The organism is Bordetella muralis (assembly GCF_965139205.1).
GTDB lineage: Bacteria > Pseudomonadota > Gammaproteobacteria > Burkholderiales > Burkholderiaceae_B > Bordetella_A > Bordetella_A muralis.
The window spans coordinates 557,889-582,423 of the sequence record NZ_CBCSIU010000001.1; the positions used below are offsets into that span (position 1 = coordinate 557,889).

The window sequence follows — 24,535 nt, forward strand, 5'->3', positions numbered from 1 at the left end:
TCCTCCCACCGTTCTGATCGGACTCGGTATTGCCGCGCTCTCAGTGGCCCTGCTCGCCGCCTTGAGCGGCGCTGTCCACATCCCCTTGGCAGACGCGTTGCGCGTACTGACCTCCGACGCCTCGCAGCCTAACGACACGTTATGGCGCAACGTGCTGCTGGACATTCGATTACCACGCGTCTTGTTTGCCGCCGTGGCGGGCGCGGCGCTGGCGATTTCCGGTGCAGCGATGCAGGCCCTGTTTCGCAATCCGCTCGCCGAGCCCGGCTTGGTCGGAATCTCCGCCGGCGGCGCACTGGGCGCTGTGGCCGCCATCGTGCTGACCGCGGGCGGCTTCATGGTCACCGCACCTGCCGCCTTTGCAGGCAGCCTGTTGGCCACGGCAGCGGCCTATGCTGTCGGGCGACGCGTGCCGGGCGTCGCCGGCCTGTTGTTGGCAGGTATCGCCATCAACACCGTCGCCGGCAGTTTGATCGGGCTGCTTACCTACATGGCCTCCGATGCGCAACTGCGTGACCTGACGTTCTGGAACATGGGCAGCCTGGCGGGCGCCAGTTGGTCATTGTTGGCCTTTCTGGCGCCGTGGACACTCGTGTGGTCCTTCTGGCTGATGCGCCAGTGGCGCGCCATGAACGCCCTATTGCTGGGGGAACGCGAAGCCCAGCATCTCGGCTTCGCCCTCGTCACTGTGCGCTACAAACTCGTCATGGCCACTGCACTCATCGTGGGTCCACTCGTGGCCGCCACAGGCGGCATCGGTTTTGTCGGACTCGTCGTGCCTCATCTCGTACGCATGACCTTGGGTGCCGATCATCGTTGGCTGCTGCCTGCCTCGATGCTGACTGGCGCCCTGGCGCTCACGCTGGCCGATTGGCTGGCCCGCATTGTCGTGATTCCGGCTGAACTGCCCATAGGTCTAGTCACCAGCTTGGTCGGCGGACCGTTTTTTCTATGGCTGCTCGCACGAGGACGGCGATTCTAATGAGCCTGCGTACGATAGACCTAGATGTATCGCGTGGTTCGACACGCATTCTGTCCAACGTCTCGCTTAGCATCGAGCCCGGCCAGGTGCTGGGGTTGCTGGGCGCCAATGGCGCCGGCAAATCCACGCTGCTCGCGGCCCTCGCCGGCGAGCTTTCTCCGACCCGTGGCCATATCGAATTAGACGGAACACCGCTGACTCGCATCCCTCCGCGACGCCAGGCCCGGCAACGCGCAGTCCTGCCGCAAAAGCCCTCGCTGACATTTGATCTGGGCGTACAAGAAGTCGTCGCCATGGGCGCTTATCCCTTCCCCGAACTCGACCCCGTCGAAGTCGAGGAACTGACGGCATCCTCGCTCGCGCTGGCCGGCGTCCCCCACCTGGTCCAACGCCGTTATCCCGATCTGTCCGGCGGCGAACAACAACGCGTGCAGTTCGCCCGCGTCCTGGCCCAATGCCAGGCCCAGCATGACCTCAACCTCTCGCGTTATCTCTTGCTGGATGAGCCCATCTCCAGCCTGGATCCCAAACATCAGATCGAACTGCTGCGCACCACCGCCGACCTCGCCCATACCCATGGCCTGGGCGTCCTGGTCATCGTCCACGACATCAACCTGGCTGCCCGCTGGTGCGATCAACTCATCATGCTGGGCAACGGCACCGTCATCGCCAACGGCCCCCCAAAAGACGTACTGACCCGCGACAACCTGCGAACCGTCTACGACATCGAAGCCGACATCCTGCCCCACCCCACCATGCCTGACCGCATCCTGGTATTGCCGCACTAGACAGGCCGCTAGGTCTTATCCCCCCGATACCGCGACACACTCATCAAAATCCCGCAAGCAATCCCCATCGTCAACAACGCCGTCCCCCCATAGCTCATGAACGGCAGCGGCACTCCCACTACAGGCAAAATCCCCGTCACCATCCCCACGTTGACGAACACATAGATAAACACCATCATCGTCAACGCCCCCGCCATCAAACGACCGAACTGCGTCGTGGCCCGCACTGCAATCGTCAATCCTCGAGCGATGAGCAAGGCGTACAACAGCAGCATCGCCACGCCCCCATACAGTCCGAATTCCTCGGCATACACCGCAAAAATAAAGTCCGTCGTACGCTCTGGGATAAAGTCCAGGTGAGTCTGCGTCCCCTGCATATACCCCTTGCCATAGAGTCCCCCGGAGCCCACGGCGATCATCGACTGAATCGTATGAAACCCCTTGCCCAATGGATCAGAACTGGGGTTGAGCAAAGTACACACCCGCTGCTTCTGATAGTCGTGCAAGACCACCCAGTCCACACCGGGTTCACATAGCGTGTCTTCGTAATAGATCAGCGTCCCTATCCCCAAGATACCGACAATCGCAATCGGGGCAAGCAATTTAAAGGACAACCCGGCGAAATAAATGACGAAAAACCCCGCGCCAAACACCAACAACGCCGTTCCCAAATCGGGCTGCAACACAATCAGGCCAAAGGGCGCGGCCAGCATCGCCGCAGCGACAACAAAGTCGCGGATACGCACATCGCCGTCATGCCGTTGGAAATACCATGCCAACATGAGCGGCACAGCGATTTTCATCATTTCAGACGGTTGAATACGGGTAATGCCCAGGTTCAGCCAACGCGTGGCGCCCTTGCTGGTTTCACCAAAAAACTCCACCCCCAGCAACAGTGCAACGCCCACAATGTAAAACGGCAATGCCAGACGCATCAGCATATGCGGCGGCACCAAGGCCACCGCCCACATCGCGCAGAACGCAATGAGAAAATTGCGCGACTGATCGGCAAAACGCCAATCGGTACTGCCCACCGCCGAATGCATCACCGTCAGACCCAACGCGGCAAACAAAGCCAGAATGATCAGCAATGGCCAGTCAAAGGCGAGAAAGACGCGGACCAGGATAGCGCCCAGACGTTTCATGGCTTCACTCCGAATCCAGACGATTCAAACAAGTCGTTCAAATCGGACCGCGCGGGCGCAGTAGAGGGGCGCTGCGTCGCCCTCGGGGCTTGCTGGGCGGGCGCCACTTTGGGTGCAGATCGAGGCCTCATGCTTGGGGGAGGCGTATCCGAACCAGGAATGAGCGGAGGCAACGGCTCGTCCTGTGGCGCGTCATCCAGCACTACCCCGGGCGGCGGCTCCACGAGATCGTCTGGGCTCGTCGCGCCAGGCACTACAGGGGCCGACACCCCCGTAGGAACGGGAGTATCGCTTTGAGCCGGGACAGATAACGGCGGCACATCTGGCGGCAAGGTGATGCGCGAGCCAGCCGTAGGCGTGGCGGGTCGCGATAGCCAATAATCGAACACCGTACGCGCAATAGGAGCCGCCATACTCGCTCCCCAGCCAGCGTTTTCCACCAGCAGCGCCACGGCAATACGCGGTTTATCGGCCGGCGCAAAACCCATGAACAACGCATGATCGCGTAAACGCTCATCCAGCTCATGCGCGCGGTATTGAGCCCCGCGCAGGCTGAACACCTGCGCCGTTCCAGTTTTGCCAGCTGCCTGGTATGCCGCGCCGGCAAAGGCGCGCCGTGCCGTCCCCGACCGCACCACGCCGACCATCGCGCTCTTGATGAGATCGACATTCTCTTGCTTTAGCGGAATGCGATATTCCGGTGTCGACGGCGTTGGCGTCACGACGCCAGTATGCGTGTCGCGCGTAGCATGTACCAAATGCGGTTTCCGATAAGCACCATCGTTGGCCAAGGTCGATGTCCCCTGTGCCAACTGCAACAATGTGAACGAGTTATACCCCTGCCCCACCGCCACCGAAATCGTCTCTCCCGCGTACCATTGCTGTTGCCTCCGGTCCTTATATGCCTGGCGTTTCCACTCGGTCGAGGGCAACACGCCCCTGCGTTCGCCATCCAGGTCAATACCAGTAATCTGTCCGAACCCAAACTGCTTGGCAAAGTCATGCAACCGGTTCACCCCTATTTCCGGGCCCAGCGAATAGAAATACGTGTCTGAGGACACGACGATAGCCCTGTGCATATCGGTCATGCCATACGCCGCACCCCCAGCGTTCCGAAAACGCTGGCCTCCGAATTCGAAGTAGCCTGGATCGGGAATACGCGTCTTGGCGTCGCGCACACCCAGCTCCAGCGCCGCCAACGCCACAAAAGGCTTATAGGTCGAGCCAATCGGATAAGTACCGTACAAGGGCCGATTGATCAGCGGATGATCCGGCGACTCGTTCAACAAGCGCCAGTTTTCTACGTCGATGCCGTCGATGAACAGATTCGGATCGAACGCAGGTTTAGAGACAAACGCCAGGACCTCGCCCGTGTTGGGATCGATGGCAACCAACGCCCCACGGTGATTTCCAAAAGCCTCTTCGGCCACACGCTGCAAGCCCAGATCGATGGACAGCATGACGTCCACGCCGGGCACCGGATCAGTACGCTGCAACGTCCGCACAGGACGCCCGCTGGCATTGACCTCGACCTCTTCGATCCCGGTCTGCCCGTGCAGCGCCTTTTCCCAGCTTTTCTCGATACCCTTTTTACCGATCACATCGGTGCCGCGGTAGTTACCCAGCTCGCCCGCGCTTTCCAACGCCTCGATATCGTTTTCGGCAATGCGGCCGATATAACCCACCACATGTCCCGCCGTGGCGCCCTGGGGATACTCGCGCACCCAACGAGCACGCAACTCGACGCCGGGAAACTCGAAAGCGTGAGCAGCGAACCAGGATGCCTCGGTATCGTTCAAGTTGTTGCGCAGTATCAGACTGGCGTACCGCCCCGACTCCTGCACCCGGCGTTTGAATCGACGCTGATCGCCTGGGCTGACGTACACCACAGGCGTCAAGCGTGCCAGCATGGCATCCATATCGCCGACCTGGGCCGGCACGACCTCTAGCGTGTAGGTTCGGTAATTGCGCGCCATCACGACGCCATTGCGATCCAGGATCTCTCCCCGGCGTGGAGCAATGGGAACCACGGCAATACGATTACGATCGGCTCGTTCGGACAGGCCCTCGTAGCGGTCTACTTGCAAAAACCAGAAACGCCCAGCCAGCACGCAAAAGCACGCCAGCGCAAACAAACCGCCCACCCAGGCGCGCAGCCCAAAGCGCTGCTTTTGCTGTTGGCCGATTTTTTTGAATTCAAACATGGCGCGCCGCTATCCAACCCGGCGCTAGACCGACGAGGACTCAACGTCGTCAGTGCCTCGCTGCGGCAAATGCAGCACGAAACCTATCAACGGCCACAGCGCCGCCGTCAACAAGACACTCAGTCCCCAATCCCAGCCGGACCATCGACCGGCCAACCACGCCAACACCAGTTGTTGCACCAAGCGCGCGACAAAGAACACGGGCAACATGTGTATGCCCTGGCTCCACAAGTCAAAATGCCGCAGCCGGCGATGCAGCGCCACCGCCCCATACGCCACCATGGTATATGACAACGCATGCGCGCCCAGCACACTGACATCGTGCACATCCATCAGCAATCCAAAGCAGAATGCCGCGACCAGCCCGACCCGGCGCGGCTCGTTCACGCACCAAAAGGCCAGGACCAGCACCAGAATATCGGGGGCTCCCTCCCAGACACGCCAGGGCAACAATGACAGCAACCACGCCGCCACGATCGAGCCCCAGACAAAAATCACATTGGCCGGACGCGACAAATGCTCGGGAGGGACGTTGCGAGGCGTACCCAGACGGCGCGGGGGCTGCTGGGCCGACGAGTTATTGCGATCCACCGGATTCAGCCTCTTGAAGATCAGACTCTGCGCGAGCGACATCGACTTGCAGCACCAGGAAATGGCGATGGCGCTCAGGATGCGCCAAAGGCTCGCATACGGCTCGCGCAAACCCGGACGCCGTATCCCGTTCGACTGTCAACACCTTGGCCAACGGCAGACCTGCGGGAAACAAGCCACCCACGCCACTCGTGACGATCGTATCGCCTTCCTGGATATCGGCATTAGCCGCCAGAAAGCGCACCTCGATGCGGCCTGGCGAGTTCGAACCAAAGGCAATCAAACGCAGGCCGTTGCGCAACACCTGAACGGGTACCGACACTCGTTCGTCCGTGACCAGCGCGGCTTCGGAAGCCTGCGGTGTCACGCGCACGATCTGCCCCACCACGCCGCCTTCATCGATCACTGGCATGCCGGGCGCCAACCCCGCCTGACTGCCTTTATTAAAGACCAGGCGCTGCTGAAAACTATCGGCCGGCTCATACAGCACTTCAACCACCACTGCAGTCTGATCGACGGTGTCGGTCACGCCCAACAACCGGCGCAACTGCGCATTCTCGGCCGCCAATTGGGCCGCATGGGTCGTAACTTGGGATAACTCGATACGCTGGCGCTGCAAGGCCTCGTTTTCGGTGCGGTTACGGTTGGCCGCATCCACCCACTCGTTGAACTGCCGCACAAAATCGCGCGGCGCCATGACAGTGCGCTGAAACGGATACAACCCAATGGAAACCGCGCGTCGCAACGGCTCCAGCAGATGAAACTGAGAGTCTAGGACCAGCAAGGCGAGCGACAAGGCGACCATGACGGCCAACCGGATTTCTACCGGCGGGCCGCGCCTGAACAGCGGTGGAGACCCTTGTCGTTGCATGAATACCCAGCTTTGGCGTCAGCCCGCAGCCACTGCGCCGGGCATCGCCGGCACGGCGACGCCCGCTGGCGGGACAGACTTACTCGTTAATGAAAATCGCGCCCAGTTTTTCCAGATGCTCGAGCGCTTCGCCGCAACCACGGACCACGCAGGTCAGCGGATCCTCGGCAACGACGACGGGCAACCCCGTTTCCTCTTGGAGCAAACGATCGAGATCACGCAGCAGTGCCCCACCACCAGTCAGAGCGATGCCCTTGTCAGTGATGTCGGCGCCCAACTCGGGCGGGGTTTGTTCCAAGGCGATCTTGACGGCGGACACGATCTGGTTCAGCGGATCGGTCAGCGACTCCAGAATTTCGTTGGACGACACCGTAAAACTGCGCGGCACGCCTTCGGCCAGGTTACGGCCCTTGACCTCGATCTCGCGGACTTCGGAACCCGGGAAGGCAGAGCCGATTTCTTTCTTGATGAATTCGGCGGTGGGCTCGCCAATCAGCATGCCGTAGTTGCGGCGGATGTAGTTGACGATGGCTTCGTCGAACTTGTCGCCGCCGACGCGCACGGAGCCCTTGTAGACCATCCCGCCCAGCGAGATCACGGCGACCTCGGTCGTGCCGCCACCGATATCCACCACCATCGAACCGCTAGCGTCCGAGACAGCCAGGCCGGCACCGATGGCAGCAGCCATGGGTTCTTCGATGAGGTAGACATGGGAGGCGCCGGCGCCGAGGGCAGATTCGCGAATGGCGCGACGCTCGACCTGGGTCGACCCGCAGGGGACGCAGACAATGATGCGCGGGCTGGGGGCCAGCATGTTACGCGGGTGAACCATGCGGATGAACTGCTTGAGCATCTGCTCGGTCACCGTGAAATCGGCAATTACGCCGTCTTTCATGGGGCGGATGGCTTCGATGTTGCCAGGGACTCGTCCCAGCATCTGCTTGGCCTCCTGGCCAACCGCCTGGATGATTTTTTTGCCATTGGGGCCGCCTTCGTGGCGGATGGCGACGACCGAAGGCTCGTCGAGCACAATGCCCTTGCCCCGGACGTAGATCAGCGTGTTGGCGGTACCGAGGTCGATCGCCATATCGCTGGAGAAGTAACTGCGCAGGAATCCGAACATGAGGGCTCAGCGAGATTCAAAAATAATGCCGGGCTGCAGGTGACGGACTGGTAAACACGAGCCCGCCGCATTGCTGCAGCGATTAAACCGTGAATGATAACTTATAATTTCCCGGAAAATAGCGCAAAAATGCTGGTAATTCATGCTTTGTCACAGGGACGGACACCCGTACAAACCCGCACCTGAGTCCAGCAGCCTGCCCCTTCGATTTCTCATAGTCTCCCTACATGGCGCTCAACGAACAAGACGTGGCCCGGATTGCCCGGCTGGCCAGAATTGAATTGACCCCCGATCAGCTCAAGCTCGCCGAGGGCGAGCTCAACGGCATTCTCCACCTGATCGAGCGGCTGCAAGCCGCCGATACCCAGGGTGTAGAGCCGCTGGCGCACCCGCTGTCGGCCCATCAGGACATCGCCCTGCGTCTACGACCGGACGCCGTGACCGAAACCTCCTCCGAGGCAAACCGCGCCGAACTGATGGCCAATGCGCCGGACGCCCGCGACGGCTTGTTCCTGGTTCCCAAGGTCATCGAATAAATCATGACGACTTCTGCCCTCCACACCCAATTCGGCGGGATCGCCGAACTGCGCGCCGCGCTCGCGCAACGACAGGTCAGCGCCCGTGAGCTGGCGCAAAGCGCCCTCGCCGCCGCCCAGGCCGCCAGCGACCTGAATACCTTTCTGCACATCGACGAGGCCCTGACCCTGGCCCAGGCCGACGCCGCCGACGCGGCCTTGGCGGCCGGCACGGCGGGCCCGCTGGCCGGCGTGCCCATCGCCCACAAAGACGCGTTTGTCACCCGCGGCTGGCGCACCACGGCCGGCAGCAAGATGCTCAATGGCTATGCGAGCCCCTTCGACGCCACGGTCGTGCAGCGGCTGCAGGCCGCCGGCGCCGTCTCGATCGGCAAACTCAATTGCGATGAGTTTGCCATGGGCTCGGCCAATGAAAACTCCGCCTACGGCGCCGTTCGCAACCCGTGGGACACCAACGCCGTGCCCGGCGGCTCGTCGGGCGGTTCGGCTGCCGCGGTAGCTGCCCGTCTGGTGGCCGCCACGACCGGCACCGACACCGGCGGCTCGGTACGCCAACCCGCCGCACTGTGCGGCGTCAGCGGCATCAAGCCTACCTACGGCACCGTTTCCCGCTTTGGCATCGTGGCGTTCGGCTCCAGCCTGGACCAGGCAGGCCCGCTGGCCCCCAGCAGCCGCGACCTGCTCGAGCTGCTCGATCCCATGAGCGGCTTTGATCCCAGCGACGCCACCAGCCTCGAAAGCTGCGACGGCACGCCCAACGCTCCCGGCCGCATCCGGGCCGCCTACGACACGGCGCAAGCAGGTTACGACGCTGCCGGTAGCCAGCCCCTGAAAGGCCTGCGCATCGGCGTCCCCCAGGAATACTTCGGGGCCGGCCTGGCCCCGGATGTCGCCGCCGCCGTCGAAGCCGCCCTGGCGCAATTCGAGGGGCTGGGCGCCCAACGCGTATCGATCTCGCTGCCGCGCACGGAGTTAGCCATTCCGGCCTATTACGTCATCGCCCCTGCCGAGGCCTCCAGCAACCTGGCCCGCTATGACGGCGTACGCTACGGCCACCGCGCCCAGGAATACACCGATCTGAATCAAATGATCGCCCGCTCTCGCGCCGAGGGTTTTGGCGACGAGGTCAAGCGCCGTATCCTGATCGGCACCTATGTGCTGTCTCACGGTTACTACGACGCCTACTACCTGCAGGCCCAGCGCGTGCGCCGTCTGATTGCGCAGGACTTCCAGCGCGCCTACGCCGACCAGTGCGACGTCATCATGGGGCCGGTTTCGCCCACGGTGGCCAAGAACCTCGGCGACAACCGCGATGATCCCACCGCCGACTGGCTGGCCGATATCTACACGCTGGGCGTGAGCCTGGCAGGATTGCCCGCCATGTCCGTGCCCTGCGGTTTCGGCGGCGACGGCCAACGCCGCCCCGTCGGCCTGCAGATCATCGGCAACTATTTCGACGAGGGCCGCCTGCTGGCCATCGCCGACCGTTATCAACAAGTCACCGACTGGCACCGGCGCGTGCCCGGCCAGCGAGGCACCGAGCAATGAACTGGGAAATCGTCATCGGCCTGGAAACGCACACCCAGCTTTCCACCGACGCCAAGATATTTTCGGGCAGCAGCACGCGCTTTGGCGCGGCTCCCAACACACAAGCCAACGTCGTCGACCTGGCGCTGCCGGGCAGCCTGCCCGTCATGAACCTCGGCGCAGCCGAACGCGCCATCCGATTCGGGCTCGCCGTCGGCGGCACTGTCGCGCCACGCTCGGTCTTTGCCCGTAAAAACTATTTTTACCCCGATCTGCCCAAGGGCTATCAGATCAGCCAGTACGAACTGCCCGTCGTGCTGGGGGGATCGCTCTCGTTTTTCGTCGGCGAGGAAGAAAAAACCGTCAACCTGACGCGAGCCCACCTCGAAGAAGACGCCGGCAAATCGCAGCATGACGATTTCACGCTGTCCAACGGCAATCCGGCCAGCGGCATCGACCTGAACCGCGCCGGCACCCCGCTGCTGGAAATCGTGACCGAGCCCGAAATGCGCTCGGCCGCCGAGGCCGTCGCCTACGCCCGCGCGTTGCACAGCCTGGTCGTCTGGCTGGGCATCTGCGATGGCAACATGCAAGAAGGCTCCTTCCGCTGCGACGCCAACGTTTCGGTCCGTCCCGTTGGCCAGAAAGAATTCGGCACCCGTACGGAAATCAAAAACGTCAACTCCTTCCGCTTTCTGGAGCGCGCGATTTTGTTCGAGGCTCGCCGCCAGATCGAGCTCATCGAGGACGGCGGCACCGTGGTTCAGGAAACCCGCCTGTACGATGCCGATCGCGACGAAACGCGCAGCATGCGCAGCAAAGAAGACGCGCACGATTACCGCTACTTCCCGGACCCGGATCTGCCGCCGCTCGTGATTTCCCCCGAATGGATCGAGCAGGTACGCACCGACATGCCCGAGTTGCCCGCCGCACTGCGCGAGCGTTTTGTGCGCGAATACGGCCTATCGGCCTATGACGCTGCCCAGTTGTCTGCCAGCCGCGGCATGGCCTCTTATTTCGAGGCTGTCGCCCAGGGCTTACCCGCCGGCCAGGCCAAACAGGCCGCCAACTGGATCATGGGCGAGGTCACAGCCACCTTGAACCGCGAAGAAAAAGACATCGCGGACGCACCGGTCCAGGCTCCGGCGCTCGCGGCGCTCATCGGCCGCATCATCGACGGCACGATTTCCAACAAGATCGCACGCGACGTGTTCTCTGCCATGTGGGCAGGCGAACAAGGCGGCCAGCCCGACGCCATCATTGAGGCGCGCGGCCTGAAGCAAATCAGCGACACGGGCGCCATCGGCGCCATGATCGACGACGTGCTCAGCGCCAACCCGGCCATCGTGGCGGAATACCATGCAGGCAAACAAAAGGCCTTTAACTCGCTGGTCGGCCAAATCATGAAAGCCGCCAAGGGCAAGGCCAACCCGCAACAGGTCAACGAGCTGCTCAAGCAAAAGCTGGATAGCTAAGGCACCACGAAAAAAGCCCCCACGCCGCGCCTTCGGCTCGCTGCCCCCCCAAGGGGGCGCTTTTTTGCCTTGGGGCGGCCCGGCGACAAAAAAATGGGCCAGTTCTGCACTGGCCCATTTTCTTTCCGATGACGGGCGACAAGCCCGCCACTGATCACAAAATCCCGTATTTCGCCCGATACGCCAACACCGCGTCACGATGGCTGGCAAATTGGTCATCGTCCTGCAGCAACGTCAGAATATCAGCCAGCGATGCAATGCTGACGACCGGGATACCGTAGGTTTTCGCAACCTCTTGCACGGCGGAATGCGGCGACAGCGCATCGTCCGCGCCCGCACGTTCCTGACGATCCAGCGCGATCAATACCGCCGCCGGCTCCGCCCCCGCGGCACGGATGATCTCTACCGATTCACGCACCGAGGTACCTGCAGTGATGACGTCATCAATAATGACGACCTTGCCTTGCAGCGGGGCGCCCACCAGCGTGCCGCCCTCGCCGTGATCCTTGGCTTCTTTCCGGTTAAAGGCGAAGGGTACATCGCGCCCCTGCATGCCGGCATGCCCGGCCAGGGCTACCGCCGTCGCCGTCGCCAGCGGAATACCTTTGTAAGCCGGCCCGAACAGCATGTCGAATGCCACACCGGAATCCAGCAATGCCTGAGCATAAAACTGCGCCAGCTTACCCACCGATGCGCCGCTGTTGAACAAGCCAGCGTTAAAGAAATAGGGGCTGATACGGCCGGACTTGACCTTGAAACTGCCAAAACGCAACACGCCCTCATCGAGAGCAAAACGGACAAAGTCGGTAGAAATAGCGGCCATGATTAGAGATTTCCAATAGGGGAATGAGCGCCTCCGAGCTCAGCGTCGCCTGGTCCACCTGCGGCGTATATCGAGACACCCCAGGCGGCTCGGTTTCTTTAGCGCAGACCAAAGCCCTTGCCGACTCCGGCACCTGCCGAGAATGATTGATTTCTCAGAAGATCGGACGCATTTTAACGTGTCCACTGCACCGGCACCGGCGCCATTCGCCCATGGCAAGTCGGCCTCAGTCGGTTAAAGTCCGTCTTTGGGCCGGGTGGCCAACCGCTATACAGGAGTCTTCGTCGTGCTGCGTATCACCTCACTCAATCTCAACGGCATCCGATCCGCCTTTCGCAAAGGCCTGCAACCCTGGATGCAAACCCACAGTGCCGATATCCTCTGCCTGCAGGAAATCAAGATCGCCGATGCCGACCTGACCGAAGACCTGCGGCATCCTCCTGGTTACACCGGGCACTTTTCCCACGCCATCAAAAAAGGCTACAGCGGCGTCGGCATTTACCTGCGTAATGCGGCAGAACGCGTGCAGATCGGCCTGAACTGCGAGGAATTCGACGCTGAGGGCCGTATCATCCGCGCCGACTGGAAAGATCTATCCGTCATCAGTGCCTACCTCCCTTCCGGCTCCAGCGGAGACGTACGCCAACAAGCCAAATACCGGTTCCTGGACGTGTTCGGCCCCTGGATCGACGAGCTGATGAACGAGCATAAAAAGACCGGCCGCGAGTTCGTCATCTGCGGCGACTGGAACATCGCGCACAAAGAGATCGACCTGAAAAACTGGAAAGGCAATCTGAAAAACTCGGGTTTCCTGCCAGAGGAGCGCGCATGGCTGACCGAGGTCTTTGATCGGCGCGGGTTTGTCGACGTCTTTCGCACACTGGACGAGCGCCCCGATCAATACACCTGGTGGAGCAACCGCGGCCAAGCCTGGGCCAAGAACGTAGGCTGGCGCATCGATTACCAGATTGCGACGCCAGGCATCGCCGCACGTGCACGCAACACCGCCATCTATAAAGATGAACGCTTCAGCGATCATGCGCCGCTGACTATCGATTACGACATAACGTTGTAAACCGCGCAGAAAACTGATCGCGAGGGCCTGAAAATAAATAGGGACATATAAATAATAAAAATTGCCTGCTCCTCTATTTATCAGGCCCTAATTTGTCCCCAAGTCCATGTATTGACGCAAAAATCTTGGACGCCATTTCGATCGCATTAAATGGTGACGCATCAATTTACCTAGGTGGGAATATCCTTACCGACGTAGAAGGGGTAACTCACAATATCTGGAACGGGCCCTTTAATATGTTGCGTCCCCAATTTTTGGAGGCATCGATCCCTAATATTGGCGCGGGTTTCCGGTGAATGATTCTTTTGCACGCCCCCGCCGATACCCCTACAATTGCGCACCGAGCCAGTGCCATTGCGCACTATTTTGGACCGAATCGCACCATATCCGGGCATTTATGCACCGGTCTGCGGCACCCCAGGAGACCCCCTTGAAACTGCAAAGTCTTGACGACTTTTTGCGTCAGGTCGCTGTGCGCGACCCGCATCAGCCCGAATTCATGCAAGCCGTGCACGAAGTCATGTCCAGCTTGTGGCCCTTTATCGAGCAACATCCGCATTACGCCGACCATGCCTTGCTCGAGCGCCTGGTCGAGCCCGAGCGCGTGATCCAGTTCCGCATTTGCTGGACGGACGACCAAGGCCAGCCGCGCGTCAACCGAGGTTTCCGCGTACAACACAGCTCGGCGATCGGTCCTTACAAGGGCGGCATGCGCTTTCACCCCTCGGTGAATCTGTCGGTCCTGAAATTCCTGGGTTTCGAACAGACCCTGAAAAACGCACTGACCACCCTGCCCATGGGCGGCGGTAAAGGCGGCTCAGACTTCGACCCCAAAGGCAAATCCGACGCCGAAGTCATGCGTTTCTGCCAGGCACTGATCCTCGAATTGCATCGCCATTTGGGCCCGGACACTGACGTGCCCGCCGGCGACATGGGCGTGGGCGCACGCGAAGTCGGCTTCATGGCCGGCATGATGAAAAAAATCTCCAATTCGGCCGCCAGCGTCTTTACCGGCAAGGGCCTGACCTTCGGCGGCAGCCTGATCCGTCCGGAAGCCACCGGCTACGGCACGGTGTACTTCGCCGAAGAAATGCTCAAGCGCACCGGCCTGTCGTTTGACGGCCTGCGCGTTGCCGTCTCGGGATCGGGCAACGTGGCTCAGTACGCCATCGAAAAAGCGATGAGCCTGGGCGCACGCGTGGTCACCGTCTCGGACTCGGACGGCACCGTCATCGACGAAGCCGGCTTCACGCACGAAAAACTGGCCGCGCTGATGCATCTCAAAAATGACCTGCGCGGCCGTCTGGCCGAATATGCAGGCCAATTCAAATTGACCTACGTCGCGGGCAAGCGCCCGTGGCACGTGCCGGTCGACGTCGCCCTGCCCTGCGCGACCCAGAACGAACTCGAGATCGACGACGCGCGCACGCTGATCGCCAATGGCGTCAAATGCGTCGCCGAAGGCGCCAACATGCCGTCCACCCTGGAAGCCGCCAAGGCCTTCATCGAAGCCGGCGTCCTGTATGCCCCGGGCAAAGCCAGCAACGCGGGCGGCGTAGCCGTGTCGGGCCTGGAAATGAGCCAAAACGCCATCCGCCTGTCCTGGACCCGCGACGAAGTCGATCAGCGCTTGCACTCCATCATGCGCGACATCCACGAAAACTGCGTGCGCCACGGCCAAGGCCGCGGCACCGCCGTCAACTATCTGGATGGCGCCAACATCGCCGGTTTCGTCAAAGTCGCCGACGCCATGATCCAGCAAGGCCTGTACTAAGATTCAGTTCTCGTACGCAGCCCGCTAACTGTGAACTGCCTCCCAAAGGTCGGACTGGTGTCCAACTGTTGGGGGTGCAGTTTAGGCTGCGGGCTTTTTTTTCGTCGGTCACATCAGGGGCGACACGCCTCTATGAAATGGTACAGCGTGCCCCCCACGACGCCGGCGATTTCATAAAACACTCGCGTATTGGGTTGCCCTTGGGCAAGGCAAAAATGAGGTCTGCGGCGTTGCATCCTTCGCGATTTCTGATATCAGCCCGGCCACCCAAGTCTAATAGCGCGCGAAAGCTCTCCAATCTGTCTTTCTTGACCGCAAGCAGCAACGGGGTGTCTCCCAGGTCATCTTGAGCGTTGATGATCTGCAACCATATAGCTGCAAAACTCACCACGCCAAACGGACATGTGAATTCCGTCTTCAGCGCATCTAGCTCCTCAAGCGCCGCCTGGCCTGACGCACCGTACCTGCCCACCCTCTCACGATCCCATATATAGCACTCCACAGCGTCGCGAAGCGCAACAATAATCTCGCAGTCATTACTCTCTGCCGCAAACATGATCGGCGTACGCCCTCCCACGATGGGCGGAGTGTGCTCAAGATCCTCTTTAGTACGAAAGTTCCACACCTCAAGAGGCAGTTTCTGCATCATCACCCTCAATGCTGCATCTTTTCGTAGCGCCGCGGCGTGATGCAGCAACGAGTATGGCGATTGTTTGAGCCCTTTTACGATCCACTCGACACTTTCCCTATCCTCGAGCAAGCTATTGATTCCTGCTTCGTCATTCTGCTTCACATACCTTTCCAAACTATCCATCAGGCTCTGCTGAGACAGGCGATCGCAGCCGGAAATAATGGGCTTTAGATAGGAGGCGAGAGCTCCGGAAATTCTGTACATTTCTTTGAAACCTCACTGTTGAGAGATCAGTCCGTGCAGGTCGAATCCTCGACACCGGGCGTGACACGCCTCTATAAAATGGTGCAGCCCATCCTGGAAAAGACGGAAAGTGACGGCGGTGACGGCGGCGGTGGCGCCGATTCCAAAAAAAACTCGCGTATTGGCCCATCCGGCGAGTCAAGAATGACGCTTCGGGCGGTGTGTCCCTCGCGGTTGGCAATATCAGGGTCGGCGCGCGCTGTTAATAGCTGGTAGAAGCTTTCATATCTGGCTTTGTTGACAGCGAGCAGCAATGGGGTGTTTCCCTCGTCATCCTTGGCATTGACGATCAGCCACCATATGTCGGCAGCCCATACCCTTCCAGGCGGGCATTTGAACTCCGCCCTCAGTACATCTAGCTCCTCAGCCGATACCTGGCTTAAAGCCTGCCCGGACGCACTCTGGCGATCACATACATAACAACTTACACCGTAGCGAAGCTCAAAGATAATCTCGCCGTTATTGCTCTCTGCCGCAAACATGATCGGCGTACGCCCCCCCATGATGGGCGGCGTGTGCTCCAGGTTCTCTTGAGTGCGAAAGTTCCACACCTCAATAGGCAGTTTCTTCATCATCGCCATCAATGCTTTATCTTTTCGTTGTGCGGCGGCTTGATGCAACAACGAGTATGGCGACTGTTTGAGCCCTTTTACGATCCACTCGATCCTTTTCTTATCATCGAGCAAGCTATTGATCGCGGCTTCGTCATCCTGCTCCACGTACTTTTTCAAACTATCCATCAAGCTCTGCTGACGCAGGCTATCACCCTCAGACTTGCTCCCAGAAATATAGGGTTTCAGACAGGAGACGACAGGATCGCAAATTTTGGTCATTTCTTTGAAACCTCACTGTTGGAAAAACAGCCGTGCGGGTCGAATCCATCAGCCAAGAGACGGCTACGCACTAATTCAAAACCAATATGCTAGTCAGCGCCTCATTTCCCGGCCGTAGCAACCAAAACCCACGCAAAATCGGACTGAGCTGACGAATGCCCGTCACAAGGGCACGCGCCAGCGCGTGCTGACTATCGTCGATGTGTTCACCCGAGCGGAGCTCGCCACGGAGCCGGCACAACGGTTACCCGCCGCAGACGTCGTGGATATACTGAGCCGCCTTCTCGCTCCGCGGTACGCGCTAGCATTTCTTTAGCCAAAGAAGGCAGCGGCGCCAGGGAAATTGGTCCGGAAATACAGTCTCCGGCAGAAAAGCGGCGGTTATTGACAGCCAATCACTAATATCAACAGTGCTCAAAAATTCCGAGCCCTTAACCATCTGTCGCCCTAACTCTGGGACCCATATTATGACTGTCGTTACTGCTTTAAAGCCCTTTAGGATCTTCGATAACTACGTGCCACTCAAGGCATCAGAAAAGGACCAAAACTCTGCCAATACGTTGCGTCCAAAACCTGATAGTCTTGATATCCAGGAGGACGATTCACCCGTCAAAATGTGCGCAACCGCGGTGGCCGACAATGCAGAACAGTCGCTATTGGATAGCTGGGTAGAGATTAAAGAGAAGTCCCTATTAAATAGCTGGGTAGAGACTGATATCGACTCCTACGGCACGTTAGAGATGTTCGGTGCCGAGAGCCAAACCGAGCCGACTCAAATCACTGCAGAGTCGTCCCGCTCCTGGCAGTCCGCATTCACTGCGCCCGCGGCTGGACTGTATAACGCAGCGACTGGTACGATCCAAGGGTGGATGGGAAATAGTGCGCCAGTCAGAGAACTCACCCCGGCTCAGCGTATAGAACGCGCCGCAGAGTTGGCTTGCCAAATCGAGGAAAAGCTGCGACGTACGGATGAGAGTATTTGCAGAGAAAGCGGCTTCAAGCTATCGACTCTCGACGCAGGCCGCATTGATCCGGTCCAGCTCTCTACGTGGGACTCTCTCCAAAACTTCTCGGCGCGTGCGCGAGGAGCCGTCACCGCAATTCTCGATACGACGGTAGGCGTCGCATCCGGCGTGGCCATCGGAGGCGTAGGTGCGACTGGCATATTGGGAGTAGGTTTCGGTGCCGCTGCATTGAGCGGTGGAGCCATCCTCGCTCTGACAGAGATGCGCCAGTTTCCAGAGCGCGCTGAGAGCCGTGGCGTACAAAACGTGATCAACGCCCGAATACCCGGGATCCAAGATGACCTCAATGAGTTGGACGCCATCATCGGCCAAGAGAAACATCGCTGGGCAATGCAACAACGTATTATGGCGACTATTTCGCAGCGCTATGACCACTGCGGCGCGCTGGAACGGCAGATAATAGGGGCCGTAAAAGCACGAGCACGTATCGTAATGGCCTGCGAACTAGAAAATGGTATGCCCGTATCAGTAGCTCACCGCGACGACCCGACGCGTAGCGCCGCTCTCACACAGCTCGCACAAACGCGTGATGCGCTCTATAACTTTATTGCCTCGCTCATCCAAGGGTTCAATGCCCTGAGCGAACGAATGTTGTTCACGCTTCATGCAAGCGAAGCGGCTGCTCATGCCAAAGCAGAACAAAATGCCGAAGAGGCGTTTAAAATTTCGTACGGAACCAAGCTCCGGGACTTATCCACCATCAAGAACAGCACTCTCATTGCTGACGCTGACGTGACCGCGCTCCAGAACCTGGAAAAGAGCGGCACCCCGACAAAAGTGACGGACACTGCTTTGCGGGCCGATCTCGCACTCGGCGAACATCTCACTCGTGCGATTCTCTCATCGGGCCCGAATTTTGGCGCTGTCAACTGCACGGCAAGATTCGGCGCATATGAAACCAAGCATGCCCTGCCTAGCAATTTGACGACGGTGAGGTCGATCGCCCGATATATCGATGCGCAGGTCATTTCAAATGCTCGAAATCCATCTGCTGCAGCCACGGCCCCCGCTTTATCGAAAGGCCAGGACGGCACTTACACCATTGCGGACCCGGAGCGTAAACTCTACAGCTTCTTGGCAAGCGCCCCCACGGCCCGCGCCAATTTCTCTGATACTACCGACATAGGCCTCTCGGCGAAACTGATCGATGCCGGTATTGGACGCATGACCATTGCCGACTATAGCCGCACCTTCCCTGGAGGCGCGAACCAAATAGAGTTCGAGGCCAAGATCGACAAAAGCGGCACCAACGTCTTGACGGTACGCTTTTTGAACCAATCTGACGAATCCCTGTTCAAGCCCGATCAAACTACGGCATTGGACATTGTCAGGAATCAGCGAAAAAAACTGGCGACGGAACAAGAACAAACGCCCGCGGAAACATCGGATTTCACTGGTATGTCTCTTGCAGAGGTAGAGGCATATCTGGACGACATGACGATTGTTTGCGAAGAGCAAGTGCAGCTGCTTCACGACGACTATCGTCAGTTGGCCGCATTGAACAAATGGGAAAATCCGACATTCACGCGACACGCGTAAACCGTATAAAGTAGTGCGCAACGCTGCGCATCCCCATTGGCAAAACATCGCCAATGGGGATCGATCCACCTAGCAGGATTTGCCCCGTTGATGCCCCGCGTCAATGCCAATCATCACGATACACAAAACGCGGCATTTGCCAGTTGAACCTCAACGCCAACAACCGGAACGTCAACCCCGCCAGCAACGCCACCGGCACCGCCGCACCGAGCGCCCAGTCCAGTTTCAGCAAACCCACATAAAGCGCCCCAGTCACAATCGACACGCTGGCATACAGCTCTTTACGGAACAACAGCGGCACATCGTTGCACAGCACATCGCGCAACACCCCACCCGCGCAGCCCGTGATCATGCCGCTGATCAACACCACGCTGGTCGACATTTCCATCTGCTGCGCGACCTGGCAGCCAATGACCGTAAACGCCACGAGCCCCACAGCATCCAGCCACAGAAATAATCGACGCAGCCGCCGCATCAGCGGCGCAATGAACGCCGTCACCAATGCCGCACCGGCTGTCATCGCCAAATACTCGGGATGCGCGACCCACGTCAGCGGATAGTGTCCCAACAGCACATCGCGCAACGACCCACCACCCAGTGCCGTCACGCACGCGATGATGCACACACCCATCCAATCCATATCGCGACGTCCGGCTGCCAGCGCCGCCGTCATGGCCTCGGCCACGATCGCGACCAGATACAAGGTATGCAACAACACGGTAGACGTCTCAACAGGCATGGTTACCTCACGCACCCCACGAATAAAGCCCCGCGCATCCGCGCGATGATTGCGCAGCCAGCCGGGCCACACCCAGCAATCAGCCCGTCAGGCGGGTGACTCCAACGCGTCGATCACCCGGCGTTGGCGCCACAGCAACACTAACCCTGGCAATGCAATCGCCACCGTCAACAAGAAAAATCCGGGCCAACCCAGCCAGTGCACCAACGGCGGCGTCAACGGACCCGCTAGATAAATCCGTCCTACCGCCGACAACGCCGACAACAACGCAAACTGCGTCGCGGAAAACCGTTGCTGGCACAACGCCATCAACAATGCGACGAAAGATGCCGTTCCCAGGCCGCCGCACAAGTTCTCCACCCCGATGGCCGTGGCCATCAGCCAGAGACTCTTTGGACTGACCGCAATCACCCAATAACCCAGATTGGAGATCGCCTGCAAAATGCCAAACGCCATCAGCGAGCGATACAAGCCCCACCGCGCCATCAACGAACCGCCGGCCAACGCCCCCACGATCGTCGCGAGCAGCCCCAGCACTTTGTTCACCGTCCCCACCTCGGTGGGATCAAACCCGGCGCCGCGTATCAAAAACGTCGTAGACAGCGCTCCAGCAAAAGCATCGCCCAGCTTGTACAGCACAATCAGCGTCAAGACCGTATAAGCCCCGCGCCGCGAAAAAAACTCGCGAAAAGGCTCGACCACCGCCACACCCAACGAGCGCGGTGCGCTGGCAGGCTGCTCAGGCTCGGGCGCCCAGAGGGTAGCCGCAGAACACAGCAGCATCAACACCCCCATCAGGACGTACATCGGTCCCCAACCCAGCCATTGGTCCGCCAGGATCAAAGCCAGCCCGCCTGACACGACCATCGCCAGCCGATACCCCAGCACCTTGATCGCAACCCCAGCCCCCCGCTCGTCTCGACGCAGCACGTCGGTGCTATAGGCGTCAAAAACAATATCCTGCGTGGCCGACAGAAACGCCACCATCACAGCCAGCAACGCCAACGGCAACAACGCCGACTTGGGCGACAACATCCCCATGGCCATGATGGTGATCGCCAGCAGCAACTGCGTAACCAGCATCCACCCGCGCCGGCGCCCCAAAATCGGTGGCACATAGCGATCCATCAGCGGCGCCCACAGAAACTTGAGCGTGTAGGCCGACCCCACCAGGGTCAAAAAACCGATTTGCTCGAGCGAGACCTGCTCCACTGTGGCCCACGCCTGCAAGGTGCCGCCAGTCAGCGCGATCGGCAAACCGCTGGCAAACCCCAACACCAGTAACGGCGCGACCCGCCGGCTGAAATAAACATGGGATGCGACAGTAATAGAGGCTCTCCTGACAACAATGGCGCTGAAAACGCCGGATACCCGGCATATTAACCAATGGCAGTAACGTCGCGGCCAGCCCAGCGTCCGCGCCGCGCTTCCCGGCGCCAGCCGCCTCGCGCACGCGGCGCGTCAGTCCGCCGCGTACCGATAAACCGCCAACGTACTGCGCCAACCCGGCAACACGTTGATTTCGCGCCCCTCGTGAAACGTCGCGCGCTCCAGAATCCGCAAATTCAAATCCGTGGCCAGCCGCTCAAAGTCGCGCAAGGTACACAAATGGATATTCGGCGTGTTGTACCACTGATAAGGCATCTGCCCCGTCACCGGCATACGCCCCCGCAAAATCGACCACCCATGCGGCCAGTAGCCAAAATTCGGAAACGACACGATGCCATAGCGCGCCACGCGCGCCATCTCGCGCAGAATATGTTCGGTGCGATGCATGGATTGCAGCGTCTGCGACAGCACCACCGTATCGAACTGCTTATCGTCGAACAGCGCCAGGCCATCTTCGAGGTTCTGCTGAATGACCTCGACGCCTCGTTGCACGCAGGCGATCACATGCTGATCGTCAATTTCGACGCCTGCTCCTCGCACCCTACGCTCGTCACGCAGATACGCGAGCAACGCCCCATCGCCACACCCCAGATCCAGGACCCGGCTGCCCGGCTCGATCCAACTGGCGATCCGGACCAGATCAGGGCGCATGCCCTGTATACGGCCAGGTTTTACCGACACGGGACTCATGCTGGCTCCTCTGTAGTCCTTCGGGACTGGGATGCACCCTCTGTGGAAGACGACGCGTGTAGCGGCAGCGCAGCATTGTCGTCCGGCGTAGTCACCCCTAATCCCAACTCACGCGCAATACGCTCGTAATACCCTCGCACGACTGCGTGGTAGCGCGAATCGTCCAGCAAAAACGCATCGTGTCCATGCGGCGCGTCGATCTCGGCATACGTAACGGGGCTGCCATTTTTGAGCAACGCGCGCACAATTTCGCGCGAACGCTCTGGCGGAAAACGCCAATCCGTAGAAAACGACACCAACAAAAAATCCGCCGTCGCCGGCGCCAAGGCACGCGCCAAATCACCGCCCGTATTACGGGCCGGATCAAAATAATCCAACGCACGCGTAATCAGCAAATAGGTATTCGCGTCGAAATAGCGAGAGAACTTTTCGCCCTGATACCGCAAATACGACTCGACCTCGAACTCAACGTCATAGCCATAGCGATACGCACCGCCCTCGGCCGGCTCACGCTGGGTCCGGCCGAATTTCTCGGCCATGTCGTCATCCGACAAATAGGTAATATGCCCTATCATCCGCGCAACAGACAGCCCGCGCCGCGGTACCGTATGCTGGGCGTAATAATCGCCACCATGGAAATCCGGGTCCGTGATAATGGCGCGCCGCGCCACCTCGTTAAAGCCGATATTCTGGGCGGACAAGCGCGGCGTACTGGCCACCACGATGCAATGCGCGACGCGTTCGGGGCAAGTAATCGCCCAACTGAGCGCCTGCATTCCCCCTAGAGACCCACCCATCACCGCAGCAAAACGCTCGATCCCGAAATAATCTGCCAAACGGGCTTGGGCATGGACCCAATCCTCGACCGTCAGCACGGGAAATGCCGCCCCCCAGGGCTGCCCTGTCTCGGGATTGATACTGGCGGGCCCAGTGGACCCGAAACACGAGCCGAGATTATTCACCCCGATCACAAAATACACGTTCGTATCCAGCGGCTTGCCGGGCCCGACCATGTTGTCCCACCAGCCGACATCCTTGGGATTGTCGTGAGCGACGCCCGCCACGTGATGCGAAGCGTTCAAGGCGTGGCACACCAACACTGCATTGGTGCGTTGCGCATTTAACGTGCCATAGGTCTCAACCGCCAGTTCATAGGACGGCAGCGATTGACCGCTGGCTAATGGCAGCGGCTCGTCAAAACGGATGAATTGCGGAGTCACCATGCCCACCGAACCAGGCGCGGGCTCAGCGGAAGACTGAATAGAACCGGGGGCAATCCCCTCGGCGGAATGCAAGGCAGGAGCGGTCATACGGACCTCTTTAGCTGGATTTATAGAGGCGCCCGCAAGCGGATCAGGCAAATCGGCGCCGGTTTGAAGCAGAGATTCTAGCACTCTCAGGCCGGGTCACCGCTGGTCGCACGGCAACAGCCCAGCCGCTGGCACACCCCGGACATTCCCGGCCGCCCTCGCAAGAATGATCCGATACTCAGTCGGATAAGTCCGATAACTCACTGCAGATCCCGTCTTGTCCATAAATCGCACGCATCACATGGAAAATCGCGCGACCTCTTCCGCAATTCACCATTTCGGCTGCTCTGCGCCACCGCACATGTTATGCAAGGACGTCATCTTTCCGACCGCGAAGTCGCGTGCCTGCACTGGTCATCGCTGGGCAAAACCAGTTGGGAAACCGGTCTCATCCTGGGGGTCACCGAGCGCACCGTGAACTTCCACATCGGCAATGCCTGCCATAAGCTCGGCGTCAACAACCGGGGCGCCGCGATCGCCATCGCCGTCAGACAACGCCTGCTGCCTGTACTGGTAACCGAGCCTCAGCCCATGCGCCCAGACAGACCCGTCCCAATCACGCGGGCTGCATCCTCCTTGCGCCGAATGCCTGACCCTCCGCGTACAGACGCGCCTACTTCAGCTTCACCGCCCGAACAAACTCCTGGGCCGGACCCACAGGCAAACTCTGCTCTGTCCCTGCAGCCACTGCATCAATCAACATCGTGTCGGTCACCCATACCCGGCCCATCAACCACGCCGGCTGCTGGCCCGCACGGCCCTTTGCCACAATCTCGTCCCCAAAATTCGGCAGCGGCGACGGCACAGGAGCCCCCATGTTCACATACAGCGACCGCATCAACGCCTGTCCCAATGCCTCCCGCGCAGCCCGATCCTTTGCAATCGACTCGGGCAACGGCGCAGACCCCACCGCAAACATCGCCTGATCGACCTGCGCCGTAGTCAGCGTAAACGCCAAGGCCTGCCCCCCGAGAGAAATCGTCCGCGTCTCCGTCTCGACCTTGGCCGGAAAAGCCGCCTGCACATGGCCGTCGGCCACCACCATTTCACGCCAGTTGTAACTCGGGGTGCACCCGCCCGCCAGCAACAGCACCGCACAACACAGCCGCAACGCTGTGGCACGCCGCTCCCGCCGATAAAACAATCGAAAAATCATGATGTT

21 protein-coding genes, 1 pseudogene and 1 riboswitch are annotated in these 24,535 nt (G+C 59.9%); of the genes and pseudogenes, 9 read left to right on the plus strand and 13 right to left on the minus strand.

Annotated features, from left to right (window positions below; all coding sequences use genetic code 11):
- The first annotated feature begins 43 nt into the window (after window positions 1-43).
- Together ACNA0I_RS02575 and ACNA0I_RS02580 are read left to right on the plus strand one after the other, a co-directional pair.
- Window positions 44-982 (plus strand): FecCD family ABC transporter permease, encoded by a 939-nt coding sequence (locus tag ACNA0I_RS02575; RefSeq protein WP_415804827.1) that lies wholly within the window; start codon window positions 44-46, stop codon window positions 980-982.
- Window positions 982-1,770 (plus strand): heme ABC transporter ATP-binding protein, encoded by a 789-nt coding sequence (locus tag ACNA0I_RS02580; RefSeq protein ID WP_415804491.1) that lies wholly within the window; start codon window positions 982-984, stop codon window positions 1,768-1,770. Before ACNA0I_RS02575 ends, ACNA0I_RS02580 begins: the two co-directional genes overlap by 1 nt.
- An 8-nt stretch (window positions 1,771-1,778) precedes the next feature.
- Here ACNA0I_RS02580 and rodA read toward each other — a convergent pair whose 3' ends face one another.
- The 5 genes from rodA to ACNA0I_RS02605 form a co-directional block, all read right to left on the minus strand.
- Entirely contained in the window at window positions 1,779-2,915 is a 1,137-nt protein-coding gene (gene rodA, locus ACNA0I_RS02585; protein ID WP_415804492.1) for a rod shape-determining protein RodA, read from the minus strand.
- Complete coding sequence (gene mrdA, locus ACNA0I_RS02590) at window positions 2,912-5,119, minus strand: penicillin-binding protein 2 (RefSeq protein WP_415804493.1); 2,208 nt, start codon at window positions 5,117-5,119, stop codon at window positions 2,912-2,914. The genes rodA and mrdA overlap by 4 nt, the downstream gene beginning before the upstream one ends.
- 24 nt (window positions 5,120-5,143) lie before the next feature.
- Window positions 5,144-5,710: a rod shape-determining protein MreD gene (mreD, locus tag ACNA0I_RS02595; protein WP_415804494.1), complete on the minus strand. Its 567-nt coding sequence runs from the start codon at window positions 5,708-5,710 to the stop codon at window positions 5,144-5,146.
- Window positions 5,697-6,581 carry a rod shape-determining protein MreC gene (gene mreC, locus ACNA0I_RS02600; protein WP_415804495.1) on the minus strand — a complete coding sequence of 295 codons (885 nt, stop codon included), beginning with the start codon at window positions 6,579-6,581 and terminating at the stop codon, window positions 5,697-5,699. Before mreC ends, mreD begins: the two co-directional genes overlap by 14 nt.
- A gap of 79 nt (window positions 6,582-6,660) precedes the next feature.
- Window positions 6,661-7,704, minus strand: coding sequence for a rod shape-determining protein (locus ACNA0I_RS02605; RefSeq protein ID WP_094823631.1), 1,044 nt, complete (start codon window positions 7,702-7,704; stop codon window positions 6,661-6,663).
- 227 nt (window positions 7,705-7,931) lie between these two features.
- On the opposite strand from ACNA0I_RS02605, the gene gatC reads away from it, so the two are divergent.
- The 3 genes from gatC to gatB are packed head-to-tail and all read left to right on the plus strand — an operon-like array spanning window position 7,932 to window position 11,242.
- Window positions 7,932-8,240 carry an Asp-tRNA(Asn)/Glu-tRNA(Gln) amidotransferase subunit GatC gene (gatC, locus tag ACNA0I_RS02610; protein ID WP_415804496.1) on the plus strand — a complete coding sequence of 103 codons (309 nt, stop codon included), beginning with the start codon at window positions 7,932-7,934 and terminating at the stop codon, window positions 8,238-8,240.
- A 3-nt stretch (window positions 8,241-8,243) separates the two neighbouring features.
- Window positions 8,244-9,788 carry an Asp-tRNA(Asn)/Glu-tRNA(Gln) amidotransferase subunit GatA gene (gene gatA / locus ACNA0I_RS02615; protein ID WP_415804497.1) on the plus strand — a complete coding sequence of 515 codons (1,545 nt, stop codon included), beginning with the start codon at window positions 8,244-8,246 and terminating at the stop codon, window positions 9,786-9,788.
- A complete protein-coding gene (gene gatB / locus ACNA0I_RS02620; protein ID WP_415804498.1) occupies window positions 9,785-11,242 on the plus strand; it encodes an Asp-tRNA(Asn)/Glu-tRNA(Gln) amidotransferase subunit GatB in 1,458 nt (485 codons plus the stop codon). The genes gatA and gatB overlap by 4 nt, the downstream gene beginning before the upstream one ends.
- 154 nt (window positions 11,243-11,396) lie before the next feature.
- Here the strand turns inward: gatB and pyrE are convergent, their stop codons facing one another.
- On the minus strand, window positions 11,397-12,065 hold the full coding sequence (gene pyrE, locus ACNA0I_RS02625; protein ID WP_415804499.1) for an orotate phosphoribosyltransferase: 669 nt from the start codon (window positions 12,063-12,065) through the stop codon (window positions 11,397-11,399).
- A gap of 286 nt (window positions 12,066-12,351) precedes the next feature.
- Between pyrE and ACNA0I_RS02630 the strand changes: the two genes are divergently transcribed.
- Window positions 12,352-13,140, plus strand: coding sequence for an exodeoxyribonuclease III (locus ACNA0I_RS02630; protein WP_415804500.1), 789 nt, complete (start codon window positions 12,352-12,354; stop codon window positions 13,138-13,140).
- A gap of 430 nt (window positions 13,141-13,570) precedes the next feature.
- Window positions 13,571-14,914 carry an NADP-specific glutamate dehydrogenase gene (gene gdhA, locus ACNA0I_RS02635; RefSeq protein ID WP_415804501.1) on the plus strand — a complete coding sequence of 448 codons (1,344 nt, stop codon included), beginning with the start codon at window positions 13,571-13,573 and terminating at the stop codon, window positions 14,912-14,914.
- Between the two features lie 130 nt (window positions 14,915-15,044).
- Here the strand turns inward: gdhA and ACNA0I_RS02640 are convergent, their stop codons facing one another.
- Both ACNA0I_RS02640 and ACNA0I_RS02645 read right to left on the minus strand, forming a co-directional pair.
- Window positions 15,045-15,728 carry a hypothetical protein gene (locus ACNA0I_RS02640; RefSeq protein ID WP_415804502.1) on the minus strand — a complete coding sequence of 228 codons (684 nt, stop codon included), beginning with the start codon at window positions 15,726-15,728 and terminating at the stop codon, window positions 15,045-15,047.
- Between the two features lie 152 nt (window positions 15,729-15,880).
- Window positions 15,881-16,588, minus strand: a complete 708-nt coding sequence (locus tag ACNA0I_RS02645; protein WP_415804503.1) for a hypothetical protein — start codon at window positions 16,586-16,588, stop codon at window positions 15,881-15,883.
- Window positions 16,589-17,148: 560 nt separating this feature from the next.
- Between ACNA0I_RS02645 and ACNA0I_RS02650 the strand changes: the two genes are divergently transcribed.
- A complete protein-coding gene (locus ACNA0I_RS02650; RefSeq protein ID WP_415804504.1) occupies window positions 17,149-19,245 on the plus strand; it encodes a hypothetical protein in 2,097 nt (698 codons plus the stop codon).
- 100 nt (window positions 19,246-19,345) lie between these two features.
- Here the strand turns inward: ACNA0I_RS02650 and ACNA0I_RS02655 are convergent, their stop codons facing one another.
- The 4 genes from ACNA0I_RS02655 to metX form a co-directional block, all read right to left on the minus strand.
- Entirely contained in the window at window positions 19,346-19,984 is a 639-nt protein-coding gene (locus ACNA0I_RS02655) for a trimeric intracellular cation channel family protein (protein ID WP_415804505.1), read from the minus strand.
- Between the two features lie 87 nt (window positions 19,985-20,071).
- The gene (locus tag ACNA0I_RS02660; RefSeq protein WP_415804828.1) at window positions 20,072-21,313 is read right to left on the minus strand and encodes a muropeptide transporter; all 1,242 of its coding nucleotides are present in this window, start codon (window positions 21,311-21,313) and stop codon (window positions 20,072-20,074) included.
- A 132-nt stretch (window positions 21,314-21,445) separates the two neighbouring features.
- Window positions 21,446-22,063, minus strand: a complete 618-nt coding sequence (metW, locus tag ACNA0I_RS02665) for a methionine biosynthesis protein MetW (protein WP_415804506.1) — start codon at window positions 22,061-22,063, stop codon at window positions 21,446-21,448.
- On the minus strand, window positions 22,060-23,373 hold the full coding sequence (gene metX / locus ACNA0I_RS02670; RefSeq protein ID WP_415804507.1) for a homoserine O-succinyltransferase MetX: 1,314 nt from the start codon (window positions 23,371-23,373) through the stop codon (window positions 22,060-22,062). Before metX ends, metW begins: the two co-directional genes overlap by 4 nt.
- Window positions 23,363-23,442, minus strand: a riboswitch (SAM riboswitch). It overlaps the preceding gene by 11 nt.
- A 237-nt stretch (window positions 23,443-23,679) precedes the next feature.
- On the opposite strand from metX, the pseudogene ACNA0I_RS02675 reads away from it, so the two are divergent.
- Window positions 23,680-23,847 (plus strand): annotated as a pseudogene (locus ACNA0I_RS02675) (helix-turn-helix domain-containing protein); the annotation flags it as partial.
- Between the two features lie 139 nt (window positions 23,848-23,986).
- Here ACNA0I_RS02675 and ACNA0I_RS02680 read toward each other — a convergent pair.
- A complete protein-coding gene (locus ACNA0I_RS02680; RefSeq protein ID WP_415804508.1) occupies window positions 23,987-24,529 on the minus strand; it encodes a hypothetical protein in 543 nt (180 codons plus the stop codon).
- Between the last annotated feature and the right edge of the window lie 6 nt (window positions 24,530-24,535).